The organism is Kribbella sp. NPDC051586 (genome assembly GCF_044453965.1).
Classification (GTDB): domain Bacteria; phylum Actinomycetota; class Actinomycetes; order Propionibacteriales; family Kribbellaceae; genus Kribbella.
This window is the reverse complement of sequence record NZ_JBITDF010000003.1, coordinates 1,021,742-1,035,310: the sequence shown is the minus strand read 5'-3', so window position 1 is coordinate 1,035,310 and position 13,569 is coordinate 1,021,742. Positions and strand designations below refer to the sequence as shown.

The window sequence follows — 13,569 nt, the reverse complement described above, 5'->3', positions numbered from 1 at the left end:
TCTGGTCATACAGTCCGTTGTCCGTCAGGTCGCTGTGATGGTGCTGGTGGCCAGGAGGATCACCAGGACGATGCCTAGGAGGATCCGGTAGAAGGCGAAGACTTCGATGGTGTGTTTGGCTACGAAGCGGAGGAGCCAGGCGATCGAGGCGTAGGCGACTGCGAAGCTGACGACTGTGCCGACCAGCAGGGGGACGGCGCCGACGTTGCCGTGGAGGGCGTCCTTGAGTTCGTAGACACCGGCGCCTACCAGGGCGGGGATGCCCAGCAAGAACGAGATTCTCGTGGCGGCCACGCGGTCCAGGCCTCGGAGCAGGCCCGCGGAGATCGTGGCGCCGGAGCGGGAGATGCCGGGGATCAGGGCCAGGCACTGGACCAGGCCCATCACGAGCGCGTCGACGAACGTGATCCGGGTCAGCGGTCTTTCCTTGGTGCTCAGGCGTTCGGCGGCGACCATCACGATCGACCAGCCGATCAGCGCCGCGGCCACCCACCACAGGCTGCGCAGCGGGCCGGAGATCAGGTCCCGCGCCAGGAAGCCGACGATCACGATCGGCACCGAGCCGACGATCACGTACCAGCCCATCCGGTGGTCGAACTCGCCGCGGTGTTCCGGCTTGGCCAGGCCGCGGACCCAGGCGACGGCGATCCGGGCGATGTCGTTCCAGAAGTACAGGACGACGGCGGCGATCGCGCCGACCTGGATCACCGCGGTGAAGCCGGTGATCGACGGGTCGTCGATCTTCAGGCCGAGCATCTTCGACACGATCGTCAGGTGCCCGGTGCTGGAGACCGGCAGGAATTCGGTCAGGCCCTCGACGATGCCGAGGATGATGGAGTCCCAGATCGTCATCGGCTACCGACCCCGGACAGCTCCAGGGCCTCGGCGGCCGTCCGCAGGTCGGCGATCCGCTGCTCCACCGTCGACGCGAACGGCGTCAGCGCGACGGTCGTCGCCCCCGCCTCGGCGTACGCCGTGAGCTTGTCGGCCATCCGCTCCTTCGAACCGAGCAGCGAGATCGAGTCCAGGAACCCGAACGGTACGGCGGCCATCGCCTCGCGGTGCTTCTTGTCCAGGTACAGGTCCTGGATCTGCTTGGCCTCCTCGGCGTACCCCATCCGCACCGCGAGTGCGTTGTAGAAGTTCTTCTCCCGGCTGCCCATGCCGCCGATGTACAAGGCGGCGTACCCACGGATCGGGTCGGCCGCGGTCTGCAGGTCGTCCCCGGTCATCGTCGGCGTGGTCACCACCACGTCGAAGTCGTCGAGACCGAGCTGACGGGCTTGCCGGCCCGCCTTGATGTGCGTCAACTGCTCTCCCAGGTAGGCAGGATCGTTCAGGATGCCGAGCCAGCCGTCGGCGATCTCGCCGGCCAGCTCGAGGTTCTTCGGACCGACCGCGGCCAGGTACACCGGCACGTGGTCGCGGATCGGCCGCACGGTCAGCTTCAGCGCCTTGCCCGGTCCGTCGGGCAGCGGCAACGTGAAGTACTTGCCCTCGTACGCCACGGTCTCGCGCCGCAGGGCCGCGTTCACGATGTCAACGTACTCACGGGTCCTGAGCAGAGGCTGAGAGAACCGGACCCCGTGCCAGCCCTCCGAGACCTGCGGCCCGGACACGCCGAGGCCGAGCCGGAACCGGCCGTTCGACAGCCGGTCCAGGGTGGCCGCGGTCATCGCGGTCATCGCCGGCGTCCGGGCCGGAATCTGGAAAACCGCCGCGCCGACGTCGATCGTGGTGGTCTGGGCGGCGATCCAGCTGAGCAGCGTGGCCGCGTCCGAGCCGTACGCCTCCGCGGCCCAGGTGACCGCGAAGCCGAGCGCCTCGGCCTCCTTCACCAGCCTCAGGTGGTCGAGATGGTCGTCGCCGCCGAAGACGAAGCCGATGTTGAGTCCGAGTCGCATGACTGGCGAGCCTAGCGAGAGGTTGTCGGTGGCCCGCAATAGGCTCGGGTCATGCAGCAGCGCTATCTCGGTCACAGTGGACTGGCGGTGAGCAGGCTCGGCCTGGGCACCATGTCGTGGGGCCGGGACACCGACGAGCACGAGGCGCGCGAGCAGCTCGCCGCGTTCGTGTCCGCCGGAGGCACGCTGATCGACACCGCCGCGGCGTACGGCGACGGCGACAGCGAGCTGCTGATCGGATCGCTGCTCGGCGACGTGGTGGACCGCGACGACCTGGTGATCGCGACCAAGGCCGGGTTCAGCGTCCGCCGGGGCGAGCGGATCACCGACACCTCCCGGGGCGCGCTGCTGCGCGATCTGGAGGGCTCGCTGCGCCGGATGAACGTCGACCACATCGACCTGTGGCAGCTGCACACCTGGTCCGACGACGTGCCGCTGGAGGAGACGCTCTCCGCGCTCGACCACGCCGTCAGTTCCGGCAAGGTCCGCTACGTCGGCATCTCGAACTACGCCGGCTGGAAGTCCGCCCGGGCCGTCACCTGGCAGCAGGCCTGGCCGGGCCGCGCCGTCCCGGTGTCCAACCAGGTGGAGTATTCGCTGCTCGCCCGGGACGCCGAAGTGGACGCGCTCCGCGCCGCCGCCGGGCTCGGGATCGGGGTCCTGGCGTGGTCCCCGCTCGGCCGCGGCGTGCTGACCGGCAAGTACCGCACGGGCATCCCGGCGGACTCCCGGGCGGCGTCCCAGCATCTGTCCAGATTCGTCGACCCCTATCTCGACGCGCGGGCTTCGGGCATCGTGGAGGCGGTCGCGCGGGCCGCGGACGGGCTCGGCTGGACCCCGCTCGAGGTGGCGCTGACCTGGGTGCGGGACCGGCCCGGCGTGTCGGCGGCCGTCGTCGGGGCCCGGACTGCGCTGCAATTGAAGTCGGTGCTCGGAGTGGAGGAGCTCACTCTGCCGCCCGCGATCGCGGCGGCATTGGAGGACGTTTCGTGAGGATGTTGTTGTTGAGGTAGGCGGAGGTGCGGATGGCCGAATACGAGCTGCAGCAGTTCGAGGTGTCCAGGACGGAGTCCCGCGGTGCGGTGCGCAGGCTGCTCACCGAGCACGCGGAGTACGGCGGGTGGGAGCTGGCCCGTCTGCGTCGCTATCCCGACGGCACCCGGCGGGTCTGGCTCCGCCGCCGCATCATCCGCGTGATGCGGACCCTCTGAGCAGCGCACTCACCAGTTCGCGTCGGCTCCCGACGCCGACCTTGTGGAACGACGCCCGCACGTGCTCCTGCACGGTGTGCGGCGACAGACACAACTGCTCGACGATCTGCCGCGTGGAGTAGCCGCGCAACAACAGCTCGGTCACCCGCTGCTGAGCCGGCGTGAGTCCATGCAGATCGAGCAACAGTGACCCCAGCTGAGCCGGTGTGACCGGCTCCATCACGACGACCATCTGCCCGTCGTCCCCCAGCCGCGACGCCTGAAGCTGTAACCAGTCGCCGGCACGCGTCCTGACCTTCAGCCTCGCGGTCGCCTGGTCGAGCTGCATCCGCGCGGCCACCGATCGGACGGCAACGGGCAGCTCATCCGCCGAGCCGAGCTCTGCGAGCCAGTAGTCCGCCTCGGCGCTCGACGACCGCATCCGGAGCCGGGTGTCCAGGACCACCACGCCCGGCCCGACTCGCGGCCCGCCTGCATACCATACGGTATGGTCTGTCGGGCCCGGCCCGGGCTCTCGCACCTCGAAGGCGGTGGGGCGCAGTCCGAGACGCAGGCCCTCGCCGAGGTGTGGCGCCAGACGGCGTACCAACTGAACCTCCTGCTCTGCGAATCCCGCCTCAGCGGTTTCGCGGTGCAGGCACAGAACGCCCCAGCAGCGGCCGTTCGACAGCAGGGCGGCGCGGAGTTCGTCGCCGAGACCGAGCGGCCGCATCACCTCGACGTACCGCGGGCTGGATCGCCAGTCGCCCTTCGTCGCCTGGCCGAGCGATCGGACCGGGTCGCGGCCGCCGGCCAGGACGGCGAACTTGTTCACGTCGTCCTGCCCGAACTCGTTCGCGATGAACTGCTCGGTGACCGCGCCGAGCGGCTCGTCGACCACCGCCGAGGTGAACAGCACCGTCGCCGGATCCACCGTCGCGAAGAACGCCGCGTCGACCGTCAGCACACCCCGCAGCCGCGCCAGCACCTCGGACCGCAACTGATCGGCGTCCAGCCCCGCGTAACAGCGCTGGATCAGCACCTCCAGGCGATCCATCGGTCCCTACCCCGCCCCGCCCCCATGGTCAGGATGCTACGCCTAGCTGCCGGGCGAGCCCCAGGTCGTCGAGCCGCCCCCAGCGTTCGACGATCAGGCCGTCCCGGAGCCGCCAGATGTTGATCCCCGGCAGGCTGACCGTCTTCCCGTCCGGCGGCACGCCCATCACCTCGCCACGCTGCGTCCCGCCGGCGGTGAACCGCTCGACGACCAGGTCGCCCTCGGCGATCAGCTCGTGCAGGTCGCTGCGCCAGTCCGGGAACGCGGCCCGCATCATCCGGCCGGCATCCCGCATGCCTTCGCGGTCGGGAGTCACGCCGAACGGCGGGTCGTGGTTGATGAAGTCCTCGGCCAGGTGGGTGTCCACGGCGCCGAGGTCCCCTTTGGTGAACAGTCCGTCGATGAAGTCCTTGACGACGGTCTTGTTGCTCTCTGTTGTGCTCATGCCTCGATGCTGCGCGCGCCCGTTCCCCCGCAGTACCCCGATTAGTTGGGGTTCTGCCGGTGATATATCTCTGCGACAGAGGTAATCTCGGAGCTGTGACCGAGACTCTCGCCGAGGACCTGCTCGCCGCGATCGGCGTCGTGCGCCGCCGTCTCCGCCGATCGGCGGGCCGTCCGTTGGCGCTCAGCACGCTGACCGGCTCGCAGGCGGAGCTGGTCCGGCTCGTACGCCGCAATCCGGGCATCTCCGTCGCCGAGGCGGCCGCCGAGCTCGGCCTGGTCGCGAACACCGTGTCGACCCTGGTCGGCCAGCTCACCGAGCGCGGCATGCTGCTGCGGACATCGGACGAGTCCGACCGCCGGGTCGCCCGCCTGACCCTGACCGAGCCGGCCCGCGAGCAGGTCGAGGCCTGGCGGGACCGCCGCGCGGCGCTGGTCACCGAAGCCCTGGACGGTCTCGGCCCCGACGACCGTGACGCGCTGCGGGCCGCACTTCCGGTTCTCGGCCTGCTGGCTGACCGGCTCACCCCATCCGAGCAGGACGTCAAGGAGCCCGTATGAGTGCGGAAGCCGCATCACAACCGGCGCCGGCCGTCGAGATCACCGGACTGAGTCACAAGTTCGGGGATCATCTCGCCGTCGACAGCCTCGACCTGACCGTCTCCCCCGGCGAGTGCTTCGGCCTGCTCGGCCCGAACGGCGCCGGCAAGACAACGACGCTCCGCGTGCTCAACACGCTCTACCCGCCGCAGTCGGGCACGGTTCGCGTCTTCGGGCTCAACGTCCGCACCGAAGCCATGTCGGTGCGCCGGCTGCTCGGCTACGTCCCGCAGCAGTTGTCGATCGAGGGCGCGCTCACCGGCCGCGAGAACGTGTCGTGGTTCGCGCGGTTGTTCGACGTACCGCGGCGTGAACGGGCCGCGCGCGTGGCCGAAGTACTAGAGATCGTCGATCTGACCGACGCGGCCGACCGGCTCGCGTCGACGTACTCCGGCGGCATGGTGCGCCGCCTCGAGCTCGCGCAGGCGCTGGTCAACCGGCCGGCGCTGCTCGTCCTCGACGAGCCGACGGTCGGGCTGGACCCGGTCGCGCGGGACTCGGTGTGGGCGCGCGTGCAGGACATGCAGGCGCGGTACGGGATGACCGTGCTGCTGACCACGCACTACATGGAGGAGGCCGACATCCTCTGCGACCGGGTTGCCCTGATGCATCTGGGCCGGTTGCGGGTCGTCGGGACCCCGGCCGATCTGAAGGCCGAGCTGGGTCCCGAGGCGAGTCTCGAGGACGTGTTCCGCCACCACACCGGCGAAAGCCTCGCCGCTTCGGAGAAGGGGGGCCTGCGCGATGTCCGTGGCACCCGTCGCACCGCCCAGCGCATGGGTTGATTCGCGGCCGCGAGCCGCGCTCCGGCTGTTGTCCAGGATCGGCACGTTCTGCCTGGTCGAGCTGCAGAAGCTGCGGCACGACCGGACCGAGCTGATCACACGCGCGATCCAGCCGATCCTGTGGCTGGTGATCTTCGGCCAGACGTTCAGCCGGATCCGCGCGATCCCGACCGGCAACGTCCCGTACCTCGACTACCTCGCGCCGGGCATCATCGCCCAGTCGGCGCTGTTCGTCGCGATCTTCTACGGCATCCAGATCATCTGGGAACGCGACGCGGGCATCCTGACCAAGCTCCTCGTCACGCCGAGCCCGCGCTCGGCTCTCGTCGCGGGCAAGGCGTTCGCGGCCGGCGTCCGGACGATCTCGCAGGCGATCGTCGTGATCATCGTCGCCGCGCTGCTCGGCGTCAGCCTGACCTGGAATCCGCTCAAGCTGCTGGCCGTGCTCGTGGTCGTCGTACTGGGCGCGGCGTTCTTCTCCTGCCTGTCGATGACGATCGCCGGCCTGGTCCTGCGCCGCGACCGCCTGATGGGTATCGGGCAGGCGATCACGATGCCGTTGTTCTTCGCGTCGAGCGCGCTGTACCCGATCGCGATCATGCCGGCCTGGCTGAAGGTGCTGAGCCATGCCAACCCGCTCACCTACGAAGTGAGCGCACTCCGCGGTCTCCTCATCGGCCAGCCCACCAACTACCTGCTCGACTTCGCCGTCCTGATCGTCGCCGCCATCGCCGGAATCTGCGCCGCGTCAGCCCTCCTCAGCCGCCTCGCCCGCTGAGCCCGTCACAGGTCGTGGCGGACCCAGACGTTGGGTTCGACGTAGACCCCGTGGTTGTGGCGTACGTCAACGTGGACGGGGACCAAGGCCTTCGGTACGACGACGTCGCCGGTCGTGTCGAACGGCAGGCCGGTCCAATCGCGCCATTCGTCGAGGGTGCCGGCGATCACCATCGACCGTGGAGCGACCTGGACGATCTTGCCGCCGGCTTTGACGTGGACGCGCAGCCACGGGTCTTCGGGTAGGCCGTCCGGCCGCAGCTGGTCGATGTACTCCGTCATCGGCTGGTGCGGATCGCTCTTGCCGTTGGGGCGGACCGGGGCATAGAGGGTGGTGTGGCCTTTCGCCTTCACGGCCTGGCGCATCGCGGCGAGCATGTCGTGGGACAGGCCGCGGCCGAGGTGGGTCGGGCGGACCAGGATCTCGAGTGCGCTCGACACGTTCGGCTCGCGTCCGCCGCGCAGGTCCTGGAAGCCCCAGTGCAGGACGCGGTCCCAGCCGCCGGCCGGCAGGTCGGTGCGGTTCTCGTCCGGGTACACGAACGGGATGCTCCGGCCGTGCGCGACCAGCTCGCCGTCCTCGGTCGCCACGATGCACTGGTCCGGAAAGTGCACGGGCACCTGCCACATGAAGGCGTTGCCGATCGGGTCGTTGTGCATGAACGCCGGCCAGACGTCGGCGAAGTCGTACAGCTGGTCCAGGTACTCAGGCCGCTCGGCCAACGTGGTGATGACGATCGCTGACATGTCCTGCAGTCTGACACCGCAGCAGGACGACGAGCGACACGATTGCGGTGATCAGTCCGGCGCCCACCAAGGTGTGCTCGGCGCCGAACAGGGCGATGATCGGTCCGCCGGTCAACATGCCCGCGGAGCTGCCCGCATTCGTCACCACGGTCTGCCCCGACAACAACGCGCGCCGCTCGGCGCCCGAGGACTCCCGGGCGATCAGCTGGGAGATCGCGGCGTTCCCGATGGCGACGGTCAGGCCGGCGCCCGCCCCCAGCACCGCGATCGCCGGCGGTGTGGTCCACAGCCCCATACCCACGAAGCACAGGCCGGCGCCGGCCCAGGCCGCCGAAGCCAGCAGCACAGGTTTGACGCGCCGGATCACCGCCAGTGAAACGGCCGAACCGATCAGCGAGCCGACGCCGTACCCGGTCATGCCGGCGGCGAGGTAGATCCCCGGGCGCCCGCGGTGCTCGCCGACGATCGACAAGCCGAGACTGAACGCGAACCACATCACGCAGCCGGTGCCGCGGATGATCCAGCCGTAGAGCACGCCGGGCCGGCCCTTGAGGCTCGCACGGATCGACGGCGTCGCCGTACGCTCGGCGGCGCGCTCGCCCCGCACCGTGCAGGCGAGGAGACCGGCGACGAGTACTGCGACGGCCTCGATCCACAACAGACCGTTGGTGAGGCCGGTGGACACAGCCAACGCACCGGCGGAAGGACCGAGCAGCATGCCGATCCTGCGCAGACCGTCCTGCCACGTGAGCAGTACGACGGCCTGCCCCTCGCGCCAGCGGTCTCCGGTGTCGGCCAGGAGCGCGGATCGGCCCGGACTCGACAGCGCGTCACCGAAGCCGAGGAGCAACCCGCTCAGGACGAGCACTCCTGGCGTGAGCAGTCCCACCTCGGCCGCCGCGGGCACGGACGCCAGCGCGAGCGCGGAGATCGCGGCGACCACCGCGAGCCGCGGACCGGAATCCACCCACTGACGGGCCTTCCGCGCCCACCACGGCGACAGCAGCATCGGTACGCCCGCAACGCCGCCGACCAGTCCGGTCGCGGCGACGGAGCCGGTCTCCCGCAGGATCACCAGCGGCAGCGCGATCTGCGTGAAGCGGAGCGCGAAGTCCGCCACTCCTCCCCCGGCCAGCAGCGCGATCGCTTCGGTCCGGGGCTTCATACCTTTGATTCTTGGCCAATCCGGCCTGGTCAGGTACCCATCGGCAGTTGCGTGATTGCCATAGGCTGAACCTATGGCTTCATTACCATCCGTCGAAGACCTGCGACTGGTCCAGGCGATCAGCCGGACCGGCGCCGTCGCCACCGCCGCCCGCGAACTGCGCATCTCGCAGCCTTCGGCCTCGCAGCGACTGAGCCGGCTGGAGCGGACCTGCGGCGCCAAGCTCTTCGAGCGCGACACCCGCGGCGCCCGGCCGACCCCGGCCGGCGCCGAACTCACCCGCCGCGCCGTCCACATCCTGCGCCACCTCGAGGAGGTTTACGACGCGACCCGGGCGGCCGCCACCGGTCAGCGCCTGGTGATCGGCACGTTCGGGGGCCTGTCGCCGATCCTGTTCCCAGTTCTCGACGCCGCGCTGCCGGACGTCGACATCGAACAGCAGGTCGACCACGGCCACTTCCTGGTCGAGCGCGTCGCCGAGGGCACCATGGACGCCGCCTTCATCGCGATCGCCGAGCAGATGACGCTCCCCCGCGGCACCGTCGCCCGGCGGATCGGCTACGACGACATGGTCCTGTTCGTCCCGTCCGGCGCCCGCCCGCCAGGCCGCGGCCGGCAGCCGCTCAAGGGCCGGCCGATCGTGTTCGCGACCTACGATCGCGGGGTCGACGAGATCCACGCCCGCCTCGTCGCCCTGGGTGCGACTCCCCGCCGCGGTGTCAACCTCGGCACCACCGTCGCCATGGCTCGCCGCCGCTCCCACCTGGCCCTGGTCCCCCGCACCGCGCTCGCCACCGAACTCCGCCCCGGCGAACACCTCGCGACCGCCCCCTTCCGCTACCGCCTCACCCTCTCCGTGGTCACCACCCCCAGCCCGCCCAAGTCCCTCATGGCCCGCCTCCCCGACCTCCGCGCCACGTTGAACTTGTCGTGAACAACGGTGAGTCGGGCCGCACGAGGCGGCAGCGCTGCTCGCGTCGGCCGCCGGGGATCTGCTGCTCGAGACTGATCCCCAGCTTGCGAGGATCGCAGCCTTCGCGGCGGCGCACGCCGTCGGGCAGTACCTGCTGACGTCCGGCGTCACCAAGGCGCAGGAGGATCTGACCGGTACTGGTCATCCTCGTTGACCCCTCGTCACCTCCGGGGTGGGGTGAAGGTTATGGCGACCGTCGACGACGTACGACGACAGTTCCGGAACCCGCCGCCCGAGGCGCGGCCGATGATGCGCTGGTGGTGGTTCGGGCCGTCCATCGAGCGAGACGAAATCGACCGCGAGTTGGCAGCGATGGCCGCCGCGGGGCTGGGTGGCGCCGAGGTCGCGTTCGTCTATCCGATGGGGCCGGTGACCGCTCCCTTCGGTTCGCCGGAGCTGCTCGAGTTGGTCGGGCACGCGGCGCGGACGGCCCGCTCGCTCGGGCTGCGGTTCGACGTCACGCTGGGCAGCGGCTGGTCGTACGGCGGCCCGCACGTCGGGACCGAGTTCGCGGCCCGGCAGTTGCACTGGGATCGCCGGGAGATCGGCGCGGCGGCGTACGACGTGCCGATCGTTGCGGCCTGGCCGGGGGACGAGTTCGTCGCGGCGTTCGTGGGTGACGGGTCGCTCGGCGCGCCGTCGTCGTACGCCGAGGTGCCTGTGCGCGACGGGGTGATCGAGGTGCCGGCGGGCGGCCAGCCGCGTGAGGTGTTGATCGCGACGTCGCGCGTGTCCGGACAGAACGTGAAGCGGGCCGCCGCCGGAGCCGAGGGACAGACGCTCGACCACTACTCGGCGGCTGCGGCCGACGCGCACATCCGGCGGGTCGCCGAGCCGCTGCTGCAGGCGGCGACGCCGGAGCTGCTCGGGTCGGTGTTCTGCGACAGCCTCGAGGTGTACATGGCCGACTGGACGCCGGGGATCTTCGAGGAGTTCGCCAAGCGCCGCGGGTACGACCTGAGGCCGCGGCTGTACGAGCTGTTCGTCGACAGAGGTGAGTCGAAGCAGCTGCGGATCGACTTCGGGCGGACGTTGTCGGAGCTGTACGAGGACAACTTCCTGAAGGTGTTCCAGCGCTGGGCGGCCGGGCACGGCGTACCGTTCCGCATCCAGAGCTACGGTGAGCCGCCGGCGACGATGAGCAGCTACCGGTTCGCGGACATGTTCGAGGGCGAGGGCTGGGGCTGGACGCGGATCCCGGAGACTCGTTGGGCGTCGTCGGCGGCCAATATCTACGGCCGGTCGGTCGTGTCGGCGGAGGTGTGGACGTGGGTGCACTCGCCTTCGTTCCGCGCTACGCCGCTCGACCTGCAAGGCGAGGCGCACGAGCATTTCCTGTCCGGAGTCAACCAGCTGATCGGGCACGGCTGGCCGTACTCGCCGTCCAACGGCCCCGGCCTGGGGTGGATCTTCTACGCCGCCGGCGCGCTCGACGACCGCAACCCATGGTGGCCGGTGGCAACCGATCTGTTCGCGTCACTCCACCGGCTGTCCTGGCTCCTCCAGCAAGGTACGCCGGTACGCCCGGTCAAGATCTACATCCCTGCCTCGGACGCGTACGCCGGTGTGGGCGGTCCGGAGCCGCTCAACCTCTACCGCGTCGTCCGCCGACTGATTCCCGAGAGCATCCCGCGCACGATCCGCGAAGCCGGCCTCGACTTCGACCTGGTCGACGACGACGCGCTCGCGGTCCTCGACCCCGCCGACCTACCGCTGGTCGTCGTACCTGAGGGCGTCACGATTCCCGCCGAGACCCGGCAGCGGCTCGACGCTGTGGTCACCGCCGGCGGGCTGGTGGTCGCCGAGGTCGCCGAACACCTGCCGGTCGCGCCGATCGCACCGCCTCCCGGCGTCGGCGTCGTCCACCGCCGCCTCGACGACGGCGACTTCTACTTCGTCGCCAACACCGGGGCCGAGACTCGCACTCTGACGTTCGACAGCCCGATGGAAAGCTGGACCAGCTCCGACGAGCCAGCGCTCAGCCTCACGCTGCACCCGTACGAATCCGCCGTCCTGTCCCGGGCGCCAACCCCCACGCCCGGAACAACCCTCCCCTCCGACCAACTCGTCGGACCGGTCCAGGGCAACTGGTCGGTTGCCTTTGGCAACAATATTCGCCCTGTCGCGCTCCCCCACCGCTGGGAAGACGACCCGGAGCTGGCGAGGTACTCCGGCTCGGCCACCTACCAGGTCGAGCTGCAACTGCCGGAGACCGAGGGCAGACTCTTCCTGGACTTCGGCCCCGGCGAGCAGGTCGCTCCCGACAGCGAGCCGTACCTCCCGAGCAACTCCTACCGCGCCCTCATCACCCCACCAGTAGGAGTAGCCGCCGAGGTCTGGCTGAACGACACCCGCTGCGGCACCCTCTGGGCCCCGCCGTACCGCGTCGAGCTCACCAACGCCGCACGGGCAGGCGCCAACGTCCTGCGTATCGTCGTACACAACACTGCGGCCAACGCACTATCCGCCGACCAGCACCTGCTGGAAACAGCCGCGGACGTAACGGCGCAGTACGGCCGCCGCTTCGACCTGCAGCACATCGAGCACGCGGGCGATTACCTCAACTCCGGGCTGCTCGCCGTGCCGAAGATCGTCCGTCAGGCCTGATCCAGGAAGCGGTCCAGCACTCGCGAACCGAACTCCAGCGACGCGGTCGGCACCCGCTCGTCGATGCCGTGGAACATGCCCATGAAGTCCAGCTCCGGCGGCAACTGCAGCGGCACGAACCCGAAGCACCGCACCCCGAGCCGGCTCCACGACTTGGCGTCAGTACCGCCTGACATCAACAGCGGAGCGGTGCGCGACTGCGGGTCCTCCGCCGCGAGACACGCCTTCATCGCCTCGACCAGCCCGCCGCTGAACTCGGTCTCCAGCGCGATGTCGGTGACGACGGTCTCGCGCTGCACCTTGTCACCGAGCAACTCGTCGATGGTCGCGTGGAACTCGTCCTCGTACCCGGGCAGGAACCGCCCGTCGATGTGCGCCTCGGCGTCGCCGGGGATCACGTTGACCTTGTAGCCGGCGTTCAGCATCGTCGGGTTGGCCGTGTTCCGGATCGTGGCGCCGAACATCCGGCTGAAGGTGCCCAGCTTCGCGAGGGTCGAGGTCATGTCGTCGGGATCGAGCTCGACCTCGAGCACGTCCTCCAGCGTCTTCAGGAACTCGCGCACGGTCGGCGTGACCCGCAGCGGCCACTCGTGCGCACCGATCCGGGTGACCGCCTCGACCAGGTTGGTGACCGCGTTGTCGTTGTTCACCATCGAGCCGTGACCCGCCGTACCGCGGGCCTTGAGACGCATCCAGTTCATGCCCTTCTCGGCCGTCTCGATCAGGTACAGCCGGAGGTCGTCCTTGACCGTGATCGAGAAGCCACCGACCTCGCCGATCCCCTCGGTGCAGTCCGCGACGGTGTCCGGATGGTTGTTGATCAGCCACTGGGCGCCGTACACACCGCCGGCCTCTTCATCGGCGGTGAACACAAGCCGCACCGGCCGCCGCGGCTTCACGCCGGCGCGCTGGCGGGCGCGGACCACCGACAGCACCATCGCGTCGAAGTCCTTCATGTCGACCGCGCCGCGGCCCCACACGCACCCGTCGAAGATCTCCCCCGCGAACGGGTCGACCTTCCAGTCCTTCGGGTCCGCGGGCACCACGTCCAGGTGCCCGTGGACCAGCAACGGGTCCGCATCCTGGTCCTCGCCGTCCCAGTGGGCGACCAGCGTCGCGCGGCCCGGCTCCGACTCGTAGATGGTGGACCCGATCCCGACCTCGTCCAGCTTCGCGGCGACGTACTCGGCCGCGACCCGCTCGCCGTTGCTCTTGCCGTTGCCGTAGTTCGTGGTGTCGATCCGGATCAGCTCGCTGCAGAGCTCCACCACCTCGGCATCGGGCGTGTACGACGGGCGGTCGCTGGAGGTCGTCATGCCG

General features: G+C 69.8%; 14 protein-coding genes. 7 read left to right on the top strand and 7 right to left on the bottom strand.

Annotated features, from left to right (window positions below; genetic code table 11):
• Positions 1-24: 24 nt before the first annotated feature.
• Together ACIA58_RS23610 and ACIA58_RS23605 are read right to left on the bottom strand one after the other, a co-directional pair.
• Entirely contained in the window at positions 25-852 is an 828-nt protein-coding gene (locus ACIA58_RS23610; RefSeq protein ID WP_396405913.1) for an undecaprenyl-diphosphate phosphatase, read from the bottom strand.
• On the bottom strand, positions 849-1,904 hold the full coding sequence (locus ACIA58_RS23605; RefSeq protein ID WP_396405912.1) for an LLM class F420-dependent oxidoreductase: 1,056 nt from the start codon (positions 1,902-1,904) through the stop codon (positions 849-851). The genes ACIA58_RS23610 and ACIA58_RS23605 overlap by 4 nt, the downstream gene beginning before the upstream one ends.
• A 51-nt stretch (positions 1,905-1,955) precedes the next feature.
• Here ACIA58_RS23605 and ACIA58_RS23600 point away from each other — a divergent pair, with 51 nt between their 5' ends.
• The gene (locus tag ACIA58_RS23600; protein WP_396405911.1) at positions 1,956-2,897 is read left to right on the top strand and encodes an aldo/keto reductase; all 942 of its coding nucleotides are present in this window, start codon (positions 1,956-1,958) and stop codon (positions 2,895-2,897) included.
• A gap of 32 nt (positions 2,898-2,929) precedes the next feature.
• A complete protein-coding gene (locus tag ACIA58_RS23595) occupies positions 2,930-3,115 on the top strand; it encodes a DUF5703 family protein (RefSeq protein ID WP_130448421.1) in 186 nt (61 codons plus the stop codon).
• On the opposite strand, the gene ACIA58_RS23590 is transcribed toward ACIA58_RS23595, so the two are convergent.
• On the bottom strand, positions 3,090-4,151 hold the full coding sequence (locus ACIA58_RS23590; protein WP_396405910.1) for a LuxR C-terminal-related transcriptional regulator: 1,062 nt from the start codon (positions 4,149-4,151) through the stop codon (positions 3,090-3,092). The two genes, ACIA58_RS23595 and ACIA58_RS23590, sit on opposite strands and share 26 nt — an antisense overlap.
• Before the next feature lie 28 nt (positions 4,152-4,179).
• Entirely contained in the window at positions 4,180-4,596 is a 417-nt protein-coding gene (locus tag ACIA58_RS23585; RefSeq protein WP_396405909.1) for an ester cyclase, read from the bottom strand.
• A 95-nt stretch (positions 4,597-4,691) separates the two neighbouring features.
• On the opposite strand from ACIA58_RS23585, the gene ACIA58_RS23580 reads away from it, so the two are divergent.
• Genes ACIA58_RS23580 through ACIA58_RS23570 form a run of 3 tightly spaced genes read left to right on the top strand, consistent with a single transcriptional unit; the run spans position 4,692 to position 6,758 of the window.
• Complete coding sequence (locus tag ACIA58_RS23580) at positions 4,692-5,156, top strand: MarR family winged helix-turn-helix transcriptional regulator (RefSeq protein WP_396405908.1); 465 nt, start codon at positions 4,692-4,694, stop codon at positions 5,154-5,156.
• The gene (locus tag ACIA58_RS23575) at positions 5,153-5,980 is read left to right on the top strand and encodes an ABC transporter ATP-binding protein (RefSeq protein ID WP_396405907.1); all 828 of its coding nucleotides are present in this window, start codon (positions 5,153-5,155) and stop codon (positions 5,978-5,980) included. Before ACIA58_RS23580 ends, ACIA58_RS23575 begins: the two co-directional genes overlap by 4 nt.
• Positions 5,940-6,758: an ABC transporter permease gene (locus ACIA58_RS23570; RefSeq protein WP_396405906.1), complete on the top strand. Its 819-nt coding sequence runs from the start codon at positions 5,940-5,942 to the stop codon at positions 6,756-6,758. Before ACIA58_RS23575 ends, ACIA58_RS23570 begins: the two co-directional genes overlap by 41 nt.
• 5 nt (positions 6,759-6,763) lie before the next feature.
• Here ACIA58_RS23570 and ACIA58_RS23565 read toward each other — a convergent pair whose 3' ends face one another.
• Positions 6,764-7,504: an N-acetyltransferase gene (locus ACIA58_RS23565; RefSeq protein ID WP_396405905.1), complete on the bottom strand. Its 741-nt coding sequence runs from the start codon at positions 7,502-7,504 to the stop codon at positions 6,764-6,766.
• Positions 7,464-8,669: an MFS transporter gene (locus ACIA58_RS23560; RefSeq protein ID WP_396405904.1), complete on the bottom strand. Its 1,206-nt coding sequence runs from the start codon at positions 8,667-8,669 to the stop codon at positions 7,464-7,466. The genes ACIA58_RS23565 and ACIA58_RS23560 overlap by 41 nt, the downstream gene beginning before the upstream one ends.
• Before the next feature lie 73 nt (positions 8,670-8,742).
• Here ACIA58_RS23560 and ACIA58_RS23555 point away from each other — a divergent pair, with 73 nt between their 5' ends.
• Entirely contained in the window at positions 8,743-9,603 is an 861-nt protein-coding gene (locus ACIA58_RS23555; protein WP_396405903.1) for a LysR family transcriptional regulator, read from the top strand.
• Positions 9,604-9,828: 225 nt separating this feature from the next.
• Positions 9,829-12,249: a glycosyl hydrolase gene (locus tag ACIA58_RS23550; RefSeq protein WP_396405902.1), complete on the top strand. Its 2,421-nt coding sequence runs from the start codon at positions 9,829-9,831 to the stop codon at positions 12,247-12,249.
• Here the strand turns inward: ACIA58_RS23550 and ACIA58_RS23545 are convergent.
• Complete coding sequence (locus ACIA58_RS23545; RefSeq protein ID WP_396405901.1) at positions 12,240-13,565, bottom strand: M20/M25/M40 family metallo-hydrolase; 1,326 nt, start codon at positions 13,563-13,565, stop codon at positions 12,240-12,242. The genes ACIA58_RS23550 and ACIA58_RS23545 overlap by 10 nt on opposite strands.
• Positions 13,566-13,569 lie beyond the last annotated feature (4 nt).

Excerpts from the sequence above, each read along its gene's own strand:
- ACIA58_RS23545 (WP_396405901.1), bottom strand. The coding sequence starts at position 13,565 with ATGACGACCTCCAGCGACCGCCCGTCGTACACGCCCGATGCCGAGGTG.
- ACIA58_RS23560 (WP_396405904.1), bottom strand. The coding sequence starts at position 8,669 with ATGAAGCCCCGGACCGAAGCGATCGCGCTGCTGGCCGGGGGAGGAGTG.
- ACIA58_RS23605 (WP_396405912.1), bottom strand. The coding sequence starts at position 1,904 with ATGCGACTCGGACTCAACATCGGCTTCGTCTTCGGCGGCGACGACCAT.
- ACIA58_RS23575 (WP_396405907.1), top strand. The coding sequence starts at position 5,153 with ATGAGTGCGGAAGCCGCATCACAACCGGCGCCGGCCGTCGAGATCACC.
- ACIA58_RS23585 (WP_396405909.1), bottom strand. The coding sequence starts at position 4,596 with ATGAGCACAACAGAGAGCAACAAGACCGTCGTCAAGGACTTCATCGAC.
- ACIA58_RS23565 (WP_396405905.1), bottom strand. The coding sequence starts at position 7,504 with ATGTCAGCGATCGTCATCACCACGTTGGCCGAGCGGCCTGAGTACCTG.
- ACIA58_RS23600 (WP_396405911.1), top strand. The coding sequence starts at position 1,956 with ATGCAGCAGCGCTATCTCGGTCACAGTGGACTGGCGGTGAGCAGGCTC.
- ACIA58_RS23555 (WP_396405903.1), top strand. The coding sequence starts at position 8,743 with ATGGCTTCATTACCATCCGTCGAAGACCTGCGACTGGTCCAGGCGATC.
- ACIA58_RS23595 (WP_130448421.1), top strand. The coding sequence starts at position 2,930 with ATGGCCGAATACGAGCTGCAGCAGTTCGAGGTGTCCAGGACGGAGTCC.
- ACIA58_RS23550 (WP_396405902.1), top strand. The coding sequence starts at position 9,829 with ATGGCGACCGTCGACGACGTACGACGACAGTTCCGGAACCCGCCGCCC.
- ACIA58_RS23570 (WP_396405906.1), top strand. The coding sequence starts at position 5,940 with ATGTCCGTGGCACCCGTCGCACCGCCCAGCGCATGGGTTGATTCGCGG.
- ACIA58_RS23590 (WP_396405910.1), bottom strand. The coding sequence starts at position 4,151 with ATGGATCGCCTGGAGGTGCTGATCCAGCGCTGTTACGCGGGGCTGGAC.
- ACIA58_RS23610 (WP_396405913.1), bottom strand. The coding sequence starts at position 852 with ATGACGATCTGGGACTCCATCATCCTCGGCATCGTCGAGGGCCTGACC.